This window comes from Bacillus cereus group sp. MG9 (genome assembly GCF_040459995.1).
Lineage (GTDB): Bacteria > Bacillota > Bacilli > Bacillales > Bacillaceae_G > Bacillus_A > Bacillus_A mycoides.
Genome location: NZ_JARVHC010000001.1, coordinates 5,349,683 through 5,369,240, shown reverse-complemented (window position 1 = coordinate 5,369,240; position 19,558 = coordinate 5,349,683). Strand labels below are relative to the sequence as shown.

Here is a 19,558-nt window from a genome sequence, read left to right as displayed (position 1 = left end):
AAGATCCTTTTGTTTAGTCAGGCGAATCACGAATGATTCGCCTTTTTATGTGAGCTTTCAAGTATAATGAATAAGGTGATAATAAGGTATATGATGATTCATTGATAGAAAAAGCGAAAAAAGAAAATAATACAGAATAAAAAGAGGTTAATATATGAGTAAAAAAAGTTTTACCGATTATGCATTAAGTAAAGAAATTGTAAGAGCACTTACTGGTTTAGGATATGAACATCCAACGGAAGTGCAAGGAGAGGTTATTCCAGTTGCCTTGCAAAAGAAAGACCTTGTCGTGAAATCACAGACTGGAAGTGGAAAAACCGCTTCATTTGGCATACCACTTTGTGAAATGGTGGATTGGGAAGAGAATAAGCCACAAGCTTTAGTTTTAACACCGACGAGAGAGCTTGCGGTGCAAGTAAAAGAAGATATTACGAATATAGGTCGTTTCAAAAGAATTAAGGCCGCTGCAGTTTATGGTAAATCTCCATTTGCACGTCAAAAATTAGAGTTAAAGCAAAAAACACATATTGTAGTTGGGACTCCTGGCCGTGTGTTAGATCATATTGAAAAAGGTACCCTTTCTTTAGAGTGTTTGAAGTATTTAGTTATTGATGAAGCGGATGAAATGCTGAATATGGGTTTTATCGATCAAGTAGAGGCAATTATTGACGAATTACCTAAAAAACGAATGACAATGCTATTTTCAGCAACACTTCCAAAAGATGTTGAAAAGTTATCTCGTACGTATATGGATTCGCCAACGCATATTGAAATTAAGGCTACCGGGATTACAACAGATAAAATTGAACATACACTTTTTGAGATGAGAGAAGAGGAGAAGCTTTCACTTCTTAAAGATGTAACAACGATTGAGAATCCAGATAGTTGTATTATTTTTTGCCGTACGCAAGAAAATGTAGATCACGTATTTCAGCAGTTAAAGCGGGTTAACTATCCTTGTGACAAAATACATGGTGGTATGGTACAAGAAGATCGTTTTGAAGTTATGGACGATTTTAGAAAAGGAAAGTTCCGTTATTTAGTAGCGACAGACGTAGCTGCTAGAGGAATTGATATTGATAATATTACACATGTTATTAACTATGATATTCCATTAGAAAAAGAAAGTTATGTACATCGTACGGGAAGAACGGGACGAGCTGGTAATAACGGGAAAGCTATTACATTCATGACGCCATATGAAAATAGATTTTTAGAAGAGATTGAGGAGTACATTGGCTTTGAAATTCCAAAGGCACTTGCACCTTCAAAAGAAGAAGTTATGAAAGGGAAAGCAGTATTTGAGGAAAAGATACATGCTAAACCAATTATAAAGAAAGATAAAAATGCAGACCTAAACAAAGGAATTATGAAATTGTACTTTAATGGCGGGAAGAAAAAGAAAATTAGGGCGGTAGATTTCGTCGGTACAATTGCTAAAATTAAAGGTGTTACAGCAGAAGATATAGGAATTATTACAATACAAGACAATGTTTCTTACGTTGAAATATTAAATGGAAAAGGACCACTTGTTTTAAAAAATATGAAAAATACAACGATTAAAGGGAAACAATTAAAGGTTCATGAAGCAATTAAGTAAACAAAAAAACTATCCACCTCTAACAGGTGGATAGTTTTTTTGTTTAAGTTTCTTTGAGGTCATCAACTAGTTTCTCTGCTAAACGTCTATACATATTACTCATAGTCACGAAGGATGTTAGTAATAAAAACTTTTCTAGCTTTGGATCTTCTAAGGAAGAAACCTCGTTTACTTCCTTAACACGGTTATTCACGTCTTGCTTAAAGCTTTCCACATTGGTGTCAGTAAGAGAAAGGTAATCTTTATATAGAGTATTTAATTCGAATGTATCATCGTTTATTAACGGTGCATTTATATTTTCTAAGGAGCTTTTTATATCATTAATGGAAAGAGCTCCTTTTAATTGATAAATTAAGCTGATTAAAATCATATGTTCTTTTGAATACTTTTTATTTTTGATAGGGATGAATAATTTCCCTTTTGCGTAATTGTTAATCATTGTTTTTGTTAATACTTTTTCATCATCAGTTCTCGTTGTATCCGCATAAGTATTCTCAAATAGTTGGACAACTTGGTCTACATATAAGTCGACATTTGGGATATCCTCAAGTTTAATACTTTTTTCTAAATGTAATGATTCAAGTAATTTATTTATATTTTCCACGTAGAACCCCTCACTTTTATAACTTAGTGGAACTTAATGTTTAGTATATCTTTAAATATGGTATTACGAAACAAATGAATTGTAAATGTTGACCCGCACGGATAATATGTATATAATTACATGTAGTTATGAAAACTACATGTAATTATATGAGGGGTGTTTATATGAATGTTTATGTAAGAGAACCGGTTAATGCATTTACTCACTTAGGAGGAGCTGTATTATCATTTATTGCATTATTAGCTATGCTTGTGAAAGTTTCTGTTAAGGTGCCATCTGTTGCTGCAATTACAGCTGTTATTTTATTCGGTATCGGGATGATGGTCCTTTATATGGCATCAGCTGTGTATCATAGTGTCGTAGCCAGTGAACGTGTTATTTATTTCTTTAGGAAGCTAGATCATTCTATGATTTTCATATTAATTGCAGGTACATATGCACCCTTTTGCTTAATTACATTAAATTCGGCAAATGGTTTACTATTATTTTGTTTAGTTTATGCAACGGCAATTTGTGGTATTGCTTTTAAAATGTTTTGGTTTAATTGTCCAAGATGGTTATCGACAGCAATTTATCTTCTGATGGGTTGGTTAATTGTTCTATTCTTTGCACCGCTAGCTGAGAATCTAAGTACAGGAGGTATTATTTTCTTAGTACTTGGAGGTATTTTTTATACAATTGGTGGGTTTATTTACGGTGCGAAGCCAAAATGGTTGGAGTTTAAATATATGGGACACCATGAAATTTTTCATGTTTTTGTATTGTTAGGTAGTCTTGCACATTTTCTAAGTGTATATTGTTACGTAATTTGATCAAAAAACGCCACGCGATGTCTGTTATGTGGCGTTTTTTTATTACCTGATTTGAATCGTGTATTGTACAAAAAATCATGGGATAAAATGTAAGTTTCTGTGTTCGCATAATAAACATATGATAAGAAATATGTGATATACTTTGAGAAGTTTATAATGAATGAAATATGGAGGACTATAATTATGGCAATACTTGTAACAGGTGGAGCAGGATATATTGGTAGTCATACATGCGTAGAATTACTAAAAAACGGTTACGAAATTATAGTAGTAGATAATCTTTCGAATAGCTCAGTAGAGTCTATAAATCGAGTGACAGAGATAACAGGAAAACAGTTTAAATTTTATAAAGAAGATATTTTAAATCGAGAAGCACTTGATACGATTTTTGAAGAAAATACAATTGAAGCTGTTATTCACTTTGCAGGCTTTAAGGCTGTAGGGGAATCAGTAGAAATTCCGTTAACATATTATCATAACAACATTACAAGCACATTAGTGCTATGTGAAGTGATGCAGAAGCATGATGTGAAGAAGATGATCTTCAGTTCGTCTGCAACAGTGTATGGTATTCCAGAAACATCACCAATTACGGAGGAGTTTCCATTAAGTGCAACGAATCCATATGGTCAAACGAAATTAATGATTGAACAAATTATGCGTGACGTAGCATTTGCGGATGCAGGATGGAGTATTGCATTACTTCGTTATTTCAACCCATTTGGTGCACATGAAAGTGGACGTATTGGAGAAGATCCAAACGGAATTCCAAATAACTTAATGCCATATGTAACGCAAGTAGCAGTAGGGAAGTTAGAGGAATTAAGTGTATTTGGAAATGACTATCCAACAAAAGATGGCACGGGTGTCCGTGATTATATTCATGTTGTAGACTTAGCAAATGGCCATGTAAAGGCGCTTGAAAAGGTACTTGGCACTACTGGGATAGATGCATACAATCTCGGTACAGGTACTGGTTATAGTGTGTTGGAAATGGTTGAAGCATTTGAAAAGGTTTCGGGAAAAGAAGTTCCTTATAAAATTACGGAGCGTCGACCTGGCGATGTGGCAGTATGTTTTGCAGATGCATCGAAAGCGAAGCGTGAATTAGGATGGGAAGCAAAACGCGGATTAGAAGAGATGTGTGCAGACTCTTGGAGATGGCAATCAAATAACAAAAATGGCTATCTAGAAGTTTAATAAACAGATAAAAAAATGACCTTTTGCGGGAGCAAAAGGTCATTTTTATTTATTGATTTCCATTAAGTTTATTAGCAAATTTAGTAAAGAAAGTTCGCCGTTTTATAGGAGTATTTGACTGACAAAACGTATAGTAATCAATATCTTTAATGTAAGTAAAGAGTCTAGAAATAGCATATAAGAATGTAATAGAAGATCCGAGTGCAAAACTAATACCGTAACCATTGAACCCAAATGGAAGTAGAAGAAGACTTAATAACAAATTTGCAGAAAAGAACAGGGCTGATGTTTGAAATGCCCCTTTACGATCTTCAAAATATAAGAGTAGTAACGTGATAACAAGGACCATCCCGTTTGCATAAGCACCAATTATAGTCAGCTGCAAAATAGAGTATTCAAGTGTTACGTTCCCAGATTGTGAACTAAACATCCATATTATAAAAATAATAAGTAAAGAAAAAATACCTTGATTACGAAGTATTCGTTCCATTTCTTGCTTTAGGACAAAGTTCATTGATTCTTTTAATTGTAAAATTGTATTTAATGTCGCCCCATTGTTAACTGAACCGAAGAACTTCTTATACCGTTCATAAAACCTTGTTTCAATGGATACTACGAAGAAAATATAGGTTGGGATAATGCTTAAATAGGCCCAGAAAACAGATGTATCATAAATTTGATGATAAATAAACGTGTTTTCAATATTTCCTCGCCCTTCTCCGAACCAAATAACAAAGTTACATACCCAAATGCCAATATTGTAAAGTAAGCTTGACCAAAATAGTTCTGGATATTTATCTAAATAAGAAAGAAAGGTAAATTGTTCAGTAGCATCACTATTTGGAAACATTCGTACAATAACTATACTTAACCACACTAATGTAATGAAAGTCCCGATTGTAAAAGAAATTAAAAGTAATAGGGCTAATCCGTGTTCTATTCCAAGTGTTGGATGCCAGTAAGCGATAAGTGCAATTCCAGATAAGGAGAAAATGGAACCAATTAAAAATGCAAGAGCGATGGACTGATAATCTTTAGCTGCTGTTAAAGAAATGGATTGAATCCAAATGATGTTTAAAGCTAAAAATAAAAATAGCATCACAATTTTATAATACAAGGCTAATGGTTGTCCTTCAGATATACTTGTTAATACGAGAATATCTGTTTGTTTTAAGTAATCTTTAATATTTACTTTGCCGGTCATTATTACATGCTCTTCTAATCCTAATTGTTGAATTAAATCACGACATTCCTGAGCATATTCTGCTTCTTCTGTATCAGGACCTAGTAAGTATATAAATGGAATATCTTTTTCTAATAATAATTTAGCTGCATAAATCATTGTTTTTACATCTTTAATTGGCACAACTCGTATAATAGCGGAAATGATGAGTTTATCCGAATTGTATTTTGGTTTACGTAACCCTTTATAGTCAGATAAAGTAACGCCATTTGGAACGATTTTTAGTTTATGGGCCGGAGCACCTAATTCTTTTTGATATGCACTATTTCGGCCGAACAACGTAATTACATCAGCGGCTTGTTCATATGCTTGATGAGACAAGTGATGAAAGAAACCCATCTTTTTTTATATTCAATTGGTATCCAAGTAGATTGTAGTATTTCTTCTTCACGCTCCCGAGAATAAATACCGTGTTCAGTTAGAATAAATGGTATATCGGACTTGGCACTAATTGCAGCACCAAGCAATCCACCATACCCTGTCGATACAGAATGAATAAGATCTAATTCAGGAAAATCAATTTGTAAAATTTGAATTATTGGTGTGAACATAGATCTCCACATCCAAAAGTAATTTAAGAAGGATCCACTACTTTCTTCATATAAATAGCAAGTGTTCAAAATGAGAAACTATCAAGATTGACTATCACGCTTTAGGTCAGTAATAAGATTATCTTATAAAGATAATCTTATTACTGACCAGCCCCTTTCACATAATAGGGGGAGATTTAATGAATTCGAACGAGTTGTTTATGGTATACTGTATTACCTTCTTGGCTTGTATATGGCGGGATACTTCGCCCAAAACAATTTGCAACAATATTGGAGTGGCCAGGATAAGAAATACGAATTTCATACAAATCAATAGAGTCATCTAAATCAGCATAAAAAACTGCTAAGTGGTTGCCTTGTAAAATATATGGGAATGCTACTTCCGTATTTTCACCAAGTAGTACAGGTAATTTTACAGGATTAGAATAGTTAGACCAATCCCAAACCTCTATAGTTACATGGTGTGTGTAATATGCATCTAAATTTACAATGTTTACTACTGCTGAAACAGTTGCGGGCTCTCTTGTTAATACACCTGTGGAGTGAAAAACAAAATGATTTGGATAATGAAGAGGCATAAATATCAAACCTTTCTAAATTAATATGAGTGTACGATATTCTATGCAAAAAATTAATAGAATGAGATAGGGAAAATGTATCATTCTACTAATTTTTTATAGAAATTCAAAACGTAGTATTGAAAAGTATTCCAACACTTGTATCATTGTTAGAGTACGTTTATAATCAAGGAATCCTATTTCATGTTTTGATAGGGTTATTTATTATTGAAAGCGTTTTAAATTTGTTATTTTTTAAGGTAGGAAGTCTAACTTATTCAGGTTAAAAATTATGTATGTAGTTTTAAATAGGAAGAAAAATAATAAAGTGAAACTTTAATCAGTGGGTGGGGGTTGTTCATCCCCACTGATTATTGGCCTTCACCAATCGGGCTTTACGGGCAGTTGATCTCCCACTTAACTTCTTTGCTCTAGCTGAATTTTGAGGTGGGGGTTGTACTGCTCGTTAATGCAGGATAAAGTATCACTTTATATTGTGGGGAGGTTAAAAGTGTGAAAGGGAAAGATTTTCACACGAATATATATGGGTTACGTAGGATTATTACTTTCAGGTGCAGCTTTATTTTTAAATAGTCTTGTCATATTAGGCAAAGTAGAGATGAAAAGTGCAGGTGTTTTTAATTTATTTGTAGGAGCGTTACAAATTATTATACCGTTTTATTTAATTATGATTTCTGATCAAAGTAATTGGACGGTATATTCATATGCAGCTACTTTTTTATTTGGTTTAACTTATTTATATGTAGGCGTTACTTTTATTAAAGGAATGGATAGTAGTGGACTAGGCTGGTTCTGTATTTGGGTAGCAATTATTGCTTTATTCTATATGGTTGTTTCATTTGTTCAATTCCACGATGTTGTTAATGCGTTAACATGGTTTATGTGGGCATTACTTTGGTATTTATTCTTTGTATTAAATGCACAAAAAAAGAATATCAATCAATATCTTGGCAGAATTGCTTTTGTACAATCGTGGGTAACATTGACGTTGCCTTCACTCTTTTATTTTATGGGAGTATGGGGCGAGGGATTCATATATGAACTATGGGTTTATGTATCAGTAATTTCTATTTTATATTGCTGCTATTGTATTTTTAAATATCGAGTACGTTAATGTATCGTGTGTAGAAAAAACATGGAATCGTTAAACTGATTCCATGTTTTTTTATTTTAGCGTTTATAATAATAGAGGTAGTATTTTACAATTTGTAAAAACGGGGATGATGAAGGTGAAAAAAGTATTGGTGCTAGGGGGAACAAGATTTTTTGGTAAACATTTAGTAGAAGTACTGTTGCAAGCTGGACATGATGTAACGATTGCGACGAGGGGAGTTACTGAAGATCCCTTTGGAAGTGCAGTAAAAAGACTGATTGTAGATAGAGAAGATGAGAGGCTACTAGAAGAGCGTTTTGAAGGTAAAAGTTATGATATCGTATACGATAATTTATGCTATAGCTCGAATGCAGCGAAGATAATATGTGAAGTGCTAAAAGGAAAAACGAAGAAATACATTATGACATCTTCAATGGCTGTCTATGAGCCTGCGTTAGGCCTATTAGAAGAAAACTTCAATCCGTACGAGTATACAATTACGTATGGAGGTAGGAATGATTTCAATTATAGTGAAGGCAAGCGATTAGCTGAAGCAGTTTTATTTCAACATGCAACATTCCCAGTCGTTGCGGTAAGATTTCCCGTCGTTATTGGAGAAAACGATTATACGAAAAGATTACAATTTTACGTTGAACATGTTGTGAAACAAGAGTCTATCGTTGTGGATCATGTAGATGGAGAGTTGTCATTTATACATGAAAAGGAAGCAGGACAGTTTTTAGCTTGGTGCGGGATGGAAAACATAGAAGGGCCAATTAATGCTTGTAGTAACGGGGTGGTTTCTACCAGAGAAGTTATTCGTTTCATAGAAGAGAATACCGGGATAAAAGCGCTCATTCAAGAAGTAGGAGATAATATAGCTCCTTATAATGAAGTGATTAATTGTACGTTACATAATGGAAAGGCTCGTGAATTAGGGTTCCCGTTCCGAGAGTTGAAATTAGAGACGGAAAAAGTTTTACGTTATTACATAAATACAATGAAATAATCATAAATCCCCCGGTGGCAATCCGGGGGATTCTGGAGGATTTCGACAATACTAATTTTACATTACCAAATTTACCTTATACGTACGACTAATGTGTTTGTGATTGAATTGCTTGTAAATACTTTTCATTTACCCGGTCCCAGTTCACCGTATGCCACCAGTTGGTAACAAATTCTGGACGCCGATTTTGATACTTTAAATAATAGGCGTGTTCCCATACATCGATGACGAGTAATGGAATTTTACCTTCTTGCAAAGGTGTATCTTGATTGGGTGTACTCATAACGGAAAGTTCCTCACCGTCCAGAACAAGCCATCCATAGCCACTTCCAAAACGACTAATAGCTGCTTTGGAAAGTTGATCTTTTAAGTTGTCAAAGGTATTGAAATAATAATCAATTACTTTTGCAACGTCTCCATTAGGCTCACCGCCACCTCGCGGGCTCATTAATTCCCAAAAAAGACTATGACAATAATGTCCACCACCGTTATTTCTGACAGCTGTAACAATTTCTTTTGGTAAAGTTTCTAAATTACATAGTAACTCTTCTAAAGATTTATTATGTAATTCCGTATAGTTTTCTAAAGCGGCATTCAAGTTATTTACGTATGTCGCATGGTGCTTTCCATGATGAATAGAAAGCGTGTTGCTATCGATATATGGCTCTAGTTCATCATAGTCATATGAAAGCTTTGGCAATTGAAATGAAGACATAACATTCCCTTCTTTCTTATTAAAAAAAGTTGGTCTAGGTAAAAATAATTTACCTGAGTCAAAAATACACCTATTTTTTATACAAGTCAATAGTAATCTCTTTAATTTTCTGAAAAATATTACAATAAAAGTAACACTTCGACTTTCATTTGTGACTCTTATTCTTTTTGCTTATACTGTAAAGTAGTAACGTTTTGTTGAAATAGAAGGAGATCGTTTATGAGTAAAACGAAACAATTAATAGAGGAAGCGAGTCATTTTATTACGGTTTGCTATAAAGAGCTTAATAAAGAACAATTCATAGAAGAGAGAATAAAAGAAATTCAAGTTGAGATAGAGAAGACGGGGACGTATGAGCATACATTTGAAGAACTTGTTCATGGATCACGAATGGCATGGCGCAATAGTAATCGATGTATCGGAAGACTATTTTGGAGTAAGATGCACATATTAGATGCACGTGAAGTAAATGATGAGGAAGGTGTATACAATGCATTAATTCATCATATTAAATATGCAACGAACGATGGGAAAGTTAAACCGACAATTACAATTTTTAAGCAATATCAAGGTGAAGAAAATAATATACGAATTTATAATCACCAATTGATTCGATATGCAGGATATAAAACAGAAATGGGAGTGATTGGTGACTCTCATTCCACTGCGTTTACAGATTTTTGTCAGGAACTTGGCTGGCAAGGAGAAGGTACGAATTTCGATGTATTGCCACTTGTGTTTTCTATAAACGGGAAGGCACCTATATATAAAGAAATTCCGAGAGAAGAAGTAAAAGAAGTGCCAATTGAACACCCAGAATACCCGATTTCGTCACTTGGAGCAAAATGGTATGGGGTTCCAATGATTTCAGATATGTGCTTAGAAATTGGCGGTATTTCTTATACGGCAGCCCCGTTCAATGGATGGTATATGGGAACGGAGATTGGGGCTCGTAACTTAGCGGATCATGATCGCTATAATTTACTTCCGGCTGTTGCGGAGATGATGAAGCTCGATACATCGAGAAACGGTACGTTATGGAAAGACAAAGCGCTAATTGAATTAAACGTGGCTGTTTTACATTCTTTTAAAAAACAAGGAGTTAGTATTGTGGATCACCATACAGCTGCACAACAATTTCAACAATTTGAGAAGCAGGAAGCGGCATGTGGACGGGTTGTAACAGGTAATTGGGTGTGGCTCATTCCACCGTTGTCGCCAGCTACCACTCATATTTATCATAAACCGTATCCAAATGAAATTTTGAAGCCGAATTTCTTTCATAAATAATAGCTAGTATAGTTTTTTTTTCTGCAAAATATAATTTTTTTTAATTACTGTTACGTAGCAAATGGAAGCCTTTACTATCGGTTATTTTTGGAAAGGACTTTTTGAACCAAGGAGTTCCTTATGTTATAATCAAATTTCTGTTTCGAAGACCTTATAGAAATATAAGGTCTTTTGTTTTGCTTTTTTATGTAATAGGAATAGAAAATTTCTTTTAAATAAGGGATTTAGCATATTTTTAGGGACAACATAAGTGTGTAGGAAATTGATGAATTATTATGCTTATATAATCATTGTGTTTTGGGTGTAAACAAGAAAACATAATAAAGTTGTTTTTTTAGATTGCTGAGGAAGGAGGAAGTGTAAATGAGGATGAAGAGTCGAAAAACGGATTGGCCTGTATTTCTTATCAGTGGTGGCTCACTTTTATTATTTGTAATTGCAGTTATTTTAAATAAAAGTTACGTAGAGGGAGCCATTAATAGCAGTTTTGCAGCTTCAATTAAATATTTTGGTGCCTTTTGGCAGGTTTTATTAATTGGTACATTTGTTGTTGCAATGTGTATGGCGTTTTCGAAATATGGGAGAGTTAAACTTGGGGGACTAGAAAAACCTGAGATTAGTACGACAAAATGGCTCGCTATTATTATGTCTACATTACTTGCCGGAGGTGGCGTTTTTTGGGCAGCCGCAGAGCCGATGTACCATTTGATGACGGTGCCACCAATACATGAAGGTATAACTGCTGGAACGAAAGAAGCGGTAATGCCGGCTTTAGCACAAAGTTATATGCACTGGGGTTTTCTGGCTTGGACGATTTTAGGTACAATTAGTGCGGTAGTTATGATGTACGGGCATTATCATAAAGATATGCCTTTAAAACCTCGAACGCTTTTATATCCTATTTTTGGAGAGAAATTGCGAAAGAGTTGGCTTGGAACAATGATCGATGTATTTGCCATTATTGCGGTAGCTGCAGGGACGATTGGTCCAATTGGATTTTTAGGACTACAAGCAAGTTATGGGTTACAAGCATTGTTTAACATTCCTGATGTGTTTACTACTCAATTAGCCATTATTGTTTGTGTAGTAGCTGTTTCTACTATATCTGCGGTAACAGGAATTGATAAAGGGATTCAAATTATAAGTAATTTAAATGTTAGGTTAGCAGTTCTATTAATGGTATTTGTATTACTATTTGGACCAGGTGGATTTATTATCGATTCATTTGTTTCTTCGTTTGGGTTTTATATAAATGAATTTATTCCAATGAGCACATATCGTGGTGATACAGCTTGGTTAGGATCGTGGACAATCTTTTTCTGGGGATGGTTTATTGGATATGGACCGATGATGGCAATTTTAGTGAGCCGAATTTCAAGAGGAAGAACAATCCGAGAAATCATCGTTGCAATTGGAATTATTGCACCTATTATTACAACGTTTTGGTTTACTATACTAGGGGGATCAGGTGTGTTTTATGAGTTAATGAATCCTGGTTCTATCTCGACCGCATTAAGTGAATCTGGTATGCCAGCGGCTATGATTGCAATTACAGAGCAACTGCCACTATCTAATATTATTGGACCTGCATTTCTTTTATTAACAATTTTATTTGTAGTGACAACAGGAGATTCAATGGCTTATTCGATTTCAATGGCAGTGACTGGAGATGGAGATCCTAGAATTAGTTTGCGAGTTTTTTGGTCGCTTATTATGGGCGCAGTTGCGGCGATTCTTTTATATATGGGTGAGGGAAGTATTAATGCCTTACAATCCTTCATTGTAGTGACGGCTGTTCCGGTATCTATTCTGTTATTCCCAATGCTATGGCTAGCGCCTAAAGTCGCAGGGGAATTAGCGTTAAAACAAGGTATTGTAAAAGAAGAAGATAAAACTAGCTTCTTGTTCCAAAAAGCTAGTAAATCAAAATAAATAATTGTATTTATATAAGAAGAGGAAGCATTTCATTTGAGATGCTTCCTCTTTGCTATTTATCCAAATACTTTTCCTGAGGGGACAGTATTTGGATAAATATTTCGTACAGTTTCAATCTATTCTAATACTTTATCTTTCGTCTCTGGGACACATAATAGCATTGTAACTAAACCGATTGGATAGATAATGAAGATGAGAGATAATGCTCCCATTAAATTACCACCTGCAGCAAGTAAGCCGATAATAACAGGTCCAAATCCAGCTAACCCACGTCCTGTACCGAAAATAAAGTTCTCTGCTGTCGAGCGAGCTTCAGCAGGATAGTTTTCAGCTAAAATTGCTCCGAATCCCCCCATCATGCCATTGGCAAAGAATCCAAGCAATGCACTTCCCCATAACAATGATGTTGAGTCTGTGAATAAGAAGAAGTAAATGAGACAGTATATAGTACCACCGACATAATAGATTGTAAAAGTTTTACGTCGACCAATTTTATCGGCTAGAATACCAAAAGTTGCAATTCCAATTAGCATGCCGATTGTAGAGATGAACATCCAACCGCTCGCTTTTGCTAACGTGTAATTATATTTATTTGCTAAAATAGTTGGCATCCAAGTGAAAATTCCATAATATCCGAAGTTCTGGATAAATGACATAATAATAAGACCAATGGTTGTTATCGTTACTTTTTTATTGGCAAATAACTTTCGAAGTGGGAACTTTTTTATTTGCTTTAGTTGTTCTGCTTCAGTGGTTGTTAAATTAACTTCAGCTTCTTTTTGTAACAATTCTTTTTTGTATCGTTGTTTTTGTTCCCATATTTTCGGTTCACTTAAACTTTTGCGAACGTAAACAGCTAATAGAGCGGGAATGAGTCCAAATAAGAAAACAGCTCTCCATCCAAAATGCGGGACGATAAATGCCGGAAGGAGTGAAGCGACTAGTACGCCAAATTGCCATCCAAGTGCAACAACGGATGTCGCCTTAGCGCGCATTTCTTTAGACCATGTTTCAGTTACGATGGCCATTCCAATTCCGAATTCACCACCAACCCCCATTCCAACTAAAAAGCGAAGAATTAATAATTGCCAATAATCTGTTGCAAAATAAATAAGTGCTGTTGCTAGTGAGAATAGTAAGATTGTGAAGGCCATCGTACGGATACGCCCAAATAAATCAGCAATAAATCCAAATAAATAAGACCCGGTTAGCATTCCTATTGTGGTAGCTAATGTTAAGTTTCCACCTTCAACAGGGCTTAAATGAAATTCTTTTAAAATGTAGACGAGTACGAAAGATAAGAGCAACATATCTAAACCTTCTGCTGCATATCCTAGCGCAGAACCAAACAATGTTTTATATCTTTTCTCCTTCGTTTCCTCTGTTGTTGATTGTACATCAGTAGTGACGTTCATCATTACTCCTCCTTATTTTCTTCTACAGTCGCTATGGAAGAATAACAAAAGGCCTTCTCACCTGATATGATGAGAAGGCCAAAAAAGCATACGTATCCCTAAAAAAGACCATACGTATAGTATATTCCGACTTCCTTCTCAACCTCACGGGGTTGGGTTAAAGGACTGTATTATATTACTTTATTTTTAGCACTCTTCTGTTAGATTGTCAAATAAAGAGGGGATAGTTATGTGTGAAATATTTCAAAAGATATTGCATTCTTCTTGACGCCCACTTCATTATTTTCCCATAATAAAACTAACTCATATAAAAAGGAATGAATCACAGATGCTAAATTTAGTACTTATGATGATTGAACGTGTCGGACTTATTGTTATTTTAGGATTTTTACTTTCTCATATTAAAACGTTCAGGCGCCTTCTTCATAGACAAGATGGGTATGTAGATAAGCTTAAGCTTATTTGTATTTTTTCAGTGTTTACAATTGTAAGCAATTACACAGGAATTGAAATTGCCGGGAATACAATTATGAAAGAAAATTGGCTACAAGGTGTTTCGTCATCTAGTACAATTGCGAATACACGTATTATGGGTGTTGGAATTAGTGGATTGCTTGGTGGTCCTATCGTCGGTATTGGAGTGGGATCGATTGCGGGTATTCACCGTTATATGCTTGGCGGGACGACAGCGCTCAGTTGTGCAATCTCATCAATTTTAGCAGGTGTTATAACGGGGTATATTGGATACATTTTCAAAAAATATAATCGTGTAATTACGCCTAAATTTTCTGCGATTTTAAGTGTTTTTATCGTTACTTTAGAAATGCTTATGATTCTATTAATTATAGAAGATGGACTTAGTGTTGTAAAAACAATTGCGCTACCGATGATTCTTGTAAATAGTTTTGGCAGTTTCATTTTACTTTCGATGATACTAGCTATTTTACGACAAGAAGAAAACGCAAAAGCTTTGCAAACGCATAAAGTATTACGAATTGCTGATAAGACGTTACCATATTTCCGCCAAGGGTTAACAGAAGAGTCTTGTAAACATGTGGCACAAATTATTCACCGCTTTACGGGAACAGATGCGGTATCCTTAACAGATACAGAGGAAATCTTAGCTCACGTTGGATTAGCATCAGATCATCATATTCCTTCACACAGTTTAATAACAGGTTTATCAAAAGAAGTATTAAAAACAGGGAAAATAATGAAGGCAAAATCACGTGAGATTATTAATTGTCAACATGAAGGGTGTCCATTACAAGCGGCAGTTGTTATTCCATTAACTTCACATGGAAATACGATAGGAACATTAAAACTTTATTTTAAAAACCCTAATCAATTAAGTCGTGTTGAAGAAGAGTTAGCGGAAGGGCTAGCGAAAATATTCTCCACACAGCTTGAGTTAGGTGAAGCTGAGTTACAAAGTAAGTTATTGCAAGATGCCGAAATAAAAGCGTTGCAAGCACAAATCAATCCGCATTTTTTATTTAATGCAATTAATACAGTATCAGCTTTATGCCGAACAGATGTAGAGAAAGCGAGAAAATTATTATTGCAGCTTAGCGTTTATTTTCGTTGTAATTTGCAAGGGGCACGACAATTACTTATTCCATTAGAACAAGAGTTGAATCATGTACATGCATATTTATCGTTAGAGCAAGCGAGGTTTCCGAATAAGTATGAAGTGAAGATGTACATTGAAGAGGAACTAAAGGTGACTTTAGTTCCACCATTTGTGCTTCAGCTATTAGTTGAAAATGCATTGCGCCATGCTTTTCCGAAAAAGCAGCCAGTGTGCCAAGTCGAGGTACATGTGTTTGAAAAAGAAGGGATGGTTCACTTTGAAGTAAAGGATAATGGACAAGGGATTGAGAGTGAACGTCTAGAGGAATTAGGAAAAATGGTAGTTCCATCAAAGAAAGGGACGGGAACAGCCTTATATAATATTAATGAACGACTTATCGGGTTATTTGGGAAAGAGACAATGCTTCAAATTGAAAGTGAATTAGAGCAAGGGACAAAGATCCTCTTTGTGATTCCGAAAAAAGTAGAGGAGGAAAAACGGAGTGTTAAAAGTATTAGTAGTTGATGATGAAATGTTAGCACGGGATGAATTGAAATATTTATTAGAGAAAACAAAAGAAGTAGAGATAATTGGTGAGGCGGATTGTGTAGAGGATGCATTAGAAGAATTAATGAAAAACAAACCAGATATTGTTTTTCTAGATATTCAGTTATCTGATGATAATGGATTTGAAATCGCAAATATATTAAAGAAAATGAAAAATCCACCTTCAATTGTGTTTGCTACTGCCTATGATCAATATGCATTGCAAGCATTTGAAGTAGATGCGTTAGACTACATTTTAAAGCCATTTGATGAAGAACGTATCGTACAGACATTAAAGAAATATAAAAAACAAAAGCAAATAAAGTTAGAAACAAAGCAAGATGTAAAGAGTGTAGATGTAACGGCCGAGATGCATAAATTAGCATTACCAATTGAGGAATCAATTGTACTTGTTAACATTGAAGATATTATTTATGTAGGGCTTGTAGATGGGAAAGTAACTGTAAAAACAATGAAAGAAACATATGTAACACATGATACGCTTGTCATTTTGGAAAAGAAATTACCACAAACAATTTTTATGCGTGTTCATCGTAGTTTCGTTGCTAATATTAATCATATTTCTGAGATACAGCCGTGGTTTAATTCGACTTATAACTTAATTATGAAAGAGGGATCCAAAGTCCCGGTTAGCCGTACATATGCAAAAGAACTTAAAAAGCTGCTTCGTATTTAAGAAGCAGCTTTTTGTATTTCGTCTGCCTATTTTTGTAACTAATTTTGTATATTTGACGTTCCGTTATGTAAACGCTTACAGTTTTATTTTTATCTTATACAATAAAGGTACCAAATCGAAAGAGGTGGCCAAAATGAGTACGAAAAAAGTATATAGTTTCTTATCACAAGCATTCATATTTTCAGCTATTATGTTAGTTTCTAATATTATTGCAACGCATTTACCAATTCCGATGCCTTCATCGGTGATCGGATTGGTTATTTTATTTAGCCTATTATGTTTAAAAGTTATTAAATTGGAACAAGTTGAATCACTCGGAACGGCTTTAACAGGTATTATCGGATTCCTTTTCGTTCCATCAGGTATTTCGGTTATTAATTCTCTCGGTGTAATGGGACAATATTTTGTACAAATTTTAACTGTAATTGTTGTCGCAACAATTATTTTACTCGCTGTAACAGGATTATTTGCACAATTTATTTTAGGAAAAGACGATAAAGAAATAGAAGATACGAAAGAATTGAAAGTAGTAAATAAAGGACGCAAGCACGGAAAAGTTGCGTAACCAATTTAGTATATATTGTTAGGAGGGAATGAACATGGCAAGCACAATGACTCCATATTTCGGAATCGTCGTTTCATTAATCGCATACGGAATCGGAACATTATTATTTAAGCATTCAAAAGGATTCTTCTTATTCACACCATTATTCGTAGCGATGGTATTAGGGATTGTCTTTCTAAAAGTAGGTAACTTTACTTTTGAAGAATATAATACTGGCGGAAAAATGATTAGCTTCTTCTTAGAACCAGCAACAATCGCGTTTGCAATTCCATTATATAAACAAGTTGATAAGTTAAAAAAATATTGGTGGCAAATTTTATCGGCTATTGTGGTTGGATCTATTTGTTCAGTGGTTGTTGTGTACATTGTCGCAAAAGCAATTGGTCTAGACACAGCTGTAATGAACTCAATGTTACCGCAGGCAGCAACAACAGCAATTGCATTACCAATCTCTGAAAGTATCGGTGGTATTCCAGCAATTACATCATTTGCAGTTATCTTTAATGCTGTTATCGTATACGCATTAGGAGCTTTATTCTTAAAAACATTTAGAGTTAAACATCCGATTGCTAAAGGTTTAGCGCTTGGAACAGCAGGACATGCGTTAGGGGTTGCAGTAGGTATCGAAATGGGTGAAGTAGAAGCAGCTATGGCCAGTATCGCTGTGACAGTGGTTGGTGTCGTAACAGTGGTGGTTATTCCAATGTTCATGCCGTTTATTGGATGATAAAACTTACTAAAAAAAATATAAAAGCAAGTTATTTGTAGGACGGATTTCTACTGATAGCTTGCTTTTTATGTTACAGTAGTGGTAAGACCTATTGAAGGATAAAAGTTTCCTTAAATCTTCATTAATACTACGTATAATGCGTTCTGAAATAGGTCATTGTATTGTAAAATAAGAAGTAACATAATATATAGCACAATTAACGGGTGGTTAGGGTTGAATATAAATTGCTCGCAATGGCTTTAATATTAAAGGATAATTATAAGTAGAGGATAGAGAGAGATCTACTTGTTAACGTTTTACTTTATAGGACAGGAGAGAGTACTCGTCGATTATGCAAATAAAAAACCTGTTTCAAAGCAAAGGATTTCAGAGGTTAATCGTATTAGTATTACTTGCTCTCATATTGTATGGGATGCAAAGTATGTTAAATTTAATTTTAATTACGTTTATGTTGACGTATTTAATGGATCGATTCCAAAAGTTTATTTCTCGTAAATTAGATCATTTCATGCCAATTAATCGAAAAATTATTATAGCGCTTTTATATGTAATGTTGGTGGCAGGAATTGCCATTACGCTATTTAAATATTTACCGGTATTAACAATACAAATTTCACAATTGATTTATCAATTTAATGTATTTTTAAGAAATCCACCTGATAGTGAATTAATTAAGTATGCAGTTAATGCTGTTAATCATATGGAGCTTTCTAAATATGTGGGGCAAGGCGTAGACATTTTGTATAAATCTATTACGAATGTTGGGAAATTTGGCCTTCAAGTTTTACTTTCTGTAATTTTAAGCTTATTTTTCTTACTTGAAAAAGCACGTATCGTTGCTTTTACTTCGAAATTTAAAGAAAGCCGACTTGCAATTTTCTATAACGAAATAGAGTATTTCGGAAAGAAATTTGCACGTTCATTCGGAAAAGTAATCGAAGCACAATTTTTAATTGCAATTGTTAACTGTGTTTTATCTGTTATTGCATTATGGATATTAGGATTCCCGCAATTACTAGGTTTAGCGTTAATGATTTTCTTGCTTGGTTTAATTCCAGTGGCGGGTGTTATTATCTCGTTATTCCCACTCTGTATGATTGCTTACAATATTGGCGGTATTATGTATGTCGTTTATATTGTAGTTATCGTAACAGTAATTCATGCACTTGAGAGCTATGTATTAAATCCGAAGTTTATGTCTCAAAAAACAAACTTACCAATCTTCTACACATTTATGATATTAATTTTCTCTGAGCATTTCTTAGGTGTGTGGGGACTTATTATCGGTATTCCAATCTTCATTTTCTTATTAGATGTCTTAGATGTGACAAGTGATGAAATGGAGAAGGACGTTGGAAAAAAATAAAGTGAAGTAAAGAAAAAGCATCGATGTTCGATGCTT

The 19,558-nt window shown here is 34.4% G+C and carries 18 protein-coding genes; 12 read left to right on the top strand and 6 right to left on the bottom strand.

Annotated elements, in window-relative coordinates:
* Window positions 1-154 precede the first annotated feature (154 nt).
* Window positions 155-1,600, top strand: coding sequence for a DEAD/DEAH box helicase (locus QCI77_RS27605; RefSeq protein WP_353825741.1), 1,446 nt, complete (start codon window positions 155-157; stop codon window positions 1,598-1,600).
* A gap of 43 nt (window positions 1,601-1,643) precedes the next feature.
* On the opposite strand, the gene QCI77_RS27600 is transcribed toward QCI77_RS27605, so the two are convergent.
* Window positions 1,644-2,204: a DUF1836 domain-containing protein gene (locus QCI77_RS27600; protein ID WP_002035007.1), complete on the bottom strand. Its 561-nt coding sequence runs from the start codon at window positions 2,202-2,204 to the stop codon at window positions 1,644-1,646.
* A 164-nt stretch (window positions 2,205-2,368) separates the two neighbouring features.
* On the opposite strand from QCI77_RS27600, the gene trhA reads away from it, so the two are divergent.
* Together trhA and galE are read left to right on the top strand one after the other, a co-directional pair.
* Window positions 2,369-3,016 carry a PAQR family membrane homeostasis protein TrhA gene (trhA, locus tag QCI77_RS27595; protein ID WP_353825740.1) on the top strand — a complete coding sequence of 216 codons (648 nt, stop codon included), beginning with the start codon at window positions 2,369-2,371 and terminating at the stop codon, window positions 3,014-3,016.
* A gap of 183 nt (window positions 3,017-3,199) precedes the next feature.
* The gene (gene galE, locus QCI77_RS27590) at window positions 3,200-4,216 is read left to right on the top strand and encodes a UDP-glucose 4-epimerase GalE (RefSeq protein ID WP_002035009.1); all 1,017 of its coding nucleotides are present in this window, start codon (window positions 3,200-3,202) and stop codon (window positions 4,214-4,216) included.
* 49 nt (window positions 4,217-4,265) lie between these two features.
* Here the strand turns inward: galE and pelG are convergent, their stop codons facing one another.
* The 3 genes from pelG to QCI77_RS27575 form a co-directional block, all read right to left on the bottom strand.
* The gene (gene pelG, locus QCI77_RS27585) at window positions 4,266-5,780 is read right to left on the bottom strand and encodes an exopolysaccharide Pel transporter PelG (protein ID WP_353825739.1); all 1,515 of its coding nucleotides are present in this window, start codon (window positions 5,778-5,780) and stop codon (window positions 4,266-4,268) included.
* Complete coding sequence (locus tag QCI77_RS27580) at window positions 5,744-6,022, bottom strand: DUF3492 domain-containing protein (RefSeq protein ID WP_353825738.1); 279 nt, start codon at window positions 6,020-6,022, stop codon at window positions 5,744-5,746. The genes pelG and QCI77_RS27580 overlap by 37 nt, the downstream gene beginning before the upstream one ends.
* A gap of 164 nt (window positions 6,023-6,186) precedes the next feature.
* Window positions 6,187-6,588, bottom strand: a complete 402-nt coding sequence (locus QCI77_RS27575; RefSeq protein WP_002143948.1) for a hypothetical protein — start codon at window positions 6,586-6,588, stop codon at window positions 6,187-6,189.
* Window positions 6,589-7,111: 523 nt separating this feature from the next.
* On the opposite strand from QCI77_RS27575, the gene QCI77_RS27570 reads away from it, so the two are divergent.
* Both QCI77_RS27570 and QCI77_RS27565 read left to right on the top strand, forming a co-directional pair.
* Window positions 7,112-7,702 (top strand): AmiS/UreI family transporter, encoded by a 591-nt coding sequence (locus QCI77_RS27570; RefSeq protein WP_061673851.1) that lies wholly within the window; start codon window positions 7,112-7,114, stop codon window positions 7,700-7,702.
* Window positions 7,703-7,745: 43 nt separating this feature from the next.
* A complete protein-coding gene (locus QCI77_RS27565) occupies window positions 7,746-8,690 on the top strand; it encodes an NAD-dependent epimerase/dehydratase family protein (protein ID WP_353825737.1) in 945 nt (314 codons plus the stop codon).
* 88 nt (window positions 8,691-8,778) lie between these two features.
* Here QCI77_RS27565 and sodA read toward each other — a convergent pair whose 3' ends face one another.
* Window positions 8,779-9,405, bottom strand: a complete 627-nt coding sequence (gene sodA, locus QCI77_RS27560) for a superoxide dismutase [Mn] (protein ID WP_002068665.1) — start codon at window positions 9,403-9,405, stop codon at window positions 8,779-8,781.
* 219 nt (window positions 9,406-9,624) lie between these two features.
* Here sodA and QCI77_RS27555 point away from each other — a divergent pair, with 219 nt between their 5' ends.
* Both QCI77_RS27555 and QCI77_RS27550 read left to right on the top strand, forming a co-directional pair.
* Entirely contained in the window at window positions 9,625-10,695 is a 1,071-nt protein-coding gene (locus tag QCI77_RS27555) for a nitric oxide synthase oxygenase (protein WP_002089906.1), read from the top strand.
* A 363-nt stretch (window positions 10,696-11,058) separates the two neighbouring features.
* Window positions 11,059-12,627 carry a BCCT family transporter gene (locus tag QCI77_RS27550; RefSeq protein WP_002089904.1) on the top strand — a complete coding sequence of 523 codons (1,569 nt, stop codon included), beginning with the start codon at window positions 11,059-11,061 and terminating at the stop codon, window positions 12,625-12,627.
* 119 nt (window positions 12,628-12,746) lie between these two features.
* On the opposite strand, the gene QCI77_RS27545 is transcribed toward QCI77_RS27550, so the two are convergent.
* Window positions 12,747-14,045 (bottom strand): MFS transporter, encoded by a 1,299-nt coding sequence (locus tag QCI77_RS27545; protein ID WP_353825736.1) that lies wholly within the window; start codon window positions 14,043-14,045, stop codon window positions 12,747-12,749.
* Window positions 14,046-14,373: 328 nt separating this feature from the next.
* On the opposite strand from QCI77_RS27545, the gene lytS reads away from it, so the two are divergent.
* The 5 genes from lytS to QCI77_RS27520 all read left to right on the top strand — a co-directional run bounded on the left by lytS (window position 14,374) and on the right by QCI77_RS27520 (window position 19,522).
* A complete protein-coding gene (gene lytS / locus QCI77_RS27540) occupies window positions 14,374-16,143 on the top strand; it encodes a two-component system sensor histidine kinase LytS (protein ID WP_113770246.1) in 1,770 nt (589 codons plus the stop codon).
* A complete protein-coding gene (locus QCI77_RS27535) occupies window positions 16,121-16,861 on the top strand; it encodes a LytR/AlgR family response regulator transcription factor (protein WP_002130151.1) in 741 nt (246 codons plus the stop codon). Before lytS ends, QCI77_RS27535 begins: the two co-directional genes overlap by 23 nt.
* 133 nt (window positions 16,862-16,994) lie before the next feature.
* Window positions 16,995-17,426 carry an antiholin-like murein hydrolase modulator LrgA gene (lrgA, locus tag QCI77_RS27530; RefSeq protein WP_000104908.1) on the top strand — a complete coding sequence of 144 codons (432 nt, stop codon included), beginning with the start codon at window positions 16,995-16,997 and terminating at the stop codon, window positions 17,424-17,426.
* Window positions 17,427-17,460: 34 nt separating this feature from the next.
* Window positions 17,461-18,153 (top strand): antiholin-like protein LrgB, encoded by a 693-nt coding sequence (gene lrgB, locus QCI77_RS27525; protein WP_002191346.1) that lies wholly within the window; start codon window positions 17,461-17,463, stop codon window positions 18,151-18,153.
* Between the two features lie 334 nt (window positions 18,154-18,487).
* Window positions 18,488-19,522: an AI-2E family transporter gene (locus QCI77_RS27520; protein ID WP_002016425.1), complete on the top strand. Its 1,035-nt coding sequence runs from the start codon at window positions 18,488-18,490 to the stop codon at window positions 19,520-19,522.
* Window positions 19,523-19,558: the final 36 nt, after the last annotated feature.

Excerpts from the sequence above, each read along its gene's own strand:
- lrgA (WP_000104908.1), top strand. The coding sequence starts at position 16,995 with ATGAGTACGAAAAAAGTATATAGTTTCTTATCACAAGCATTCATATTT.
- QCI77_RS27605 (WP_353825741.1), top strand. The coding sequence starts at position 155 with ATGAGTAAAAAAAGTTTTACCGATTATGCATTAAGTAAAGAAATTGTA.
- QCI77_RS27555 (WP_002089906.1), top strand. The coding sequence starts at position 9,625 with ATGAGTAAAACGAAACAATTAATAGAGGAAGCGAGTCATTTTATTACG.
- sodA (WP_002068665.1), bottom strand. The coding sequence starts at position 9,405 with ATGTCTTCATTTCAATTGCCAAAGCTTTCATATGACTATGATGAACTA.
- QCI77_RS27580 (WP_353825738.1), bottom strand. The coding sequence starts at position 6,022 with ATGTGGAGATCTATGTTCACACCAATAATTCAAATTTTACAAATTGAT.
- trhA (WP_353825740.1), top strand. The coding sequence starts at position 2,369 with ATGAATGTTTATGTAAGAGAACCGGTTAATGCATTTACTCACTTAGGA.
- lrgB (WP_002191346.1), top strand. The coding sequence starts at position 17,461 with ATGGCAAGCACAATGACTCCATATTTCGGAATCGTCGTTTCATTAATC.
- QCI77_RS27550 (WP_002089904.1), top strand. The coding sequence starts at position 11,059 with ATGAGGATGAAGAGTCGAAAAACGGATTGGCCTGTATTTCTTATCAGT.
- galE (WP_002035009.1), top strand. The coding sequence starts at position 3,200 with ATGGCAATACTTGTAACAGGTGGAGCAGGATATATTGGTAGTCATACA.
- QCI77_RS27575 (WP_002143948.1), bottom strand. The coding sequence starts at position 6,588 with ATGCCTCTTCATTATCCAAATCATTTTGTTTTTCACTCCACAGGTGTA.
- QCI77_RS27520 (WP_002016425.1), top strand. The coding sequence starts at position 18,488 with ATGCAAATAAAAAACCTGTTTCAAAGCAAAGGATTTCAGAGGTTAATC.
- lytS (WP_113770246.1), top strand. The coding sequence starts at position 14,374 with ATGCTAAATTTAGTACTTATGATGATTGAACGTGTCGGACTTATTGTT.
- QCI77_RS27565 (WP_353825737.1), top strand. The coding sequence starts at position 7,746 with ATGTTTTTTTATTTTAGCGTTTATAATAATAGAGGTAGTATTTTACAA.
- QCI77_RS27545 (WP_353825736.1), bottom strand. The coding sequence starts at position 14,045 with ATGAACGTCACTACTGATGTACAATCAACAACAGAGGAAACGAAGGAG.
- QCI77_RS27570 (WP_061673851.1), top strand. The coding sequence starts at position 7,112 with ATGGGTTACGTAGGATTATTACTTTCAGGTGCAGCTTTATTTTTAAAT.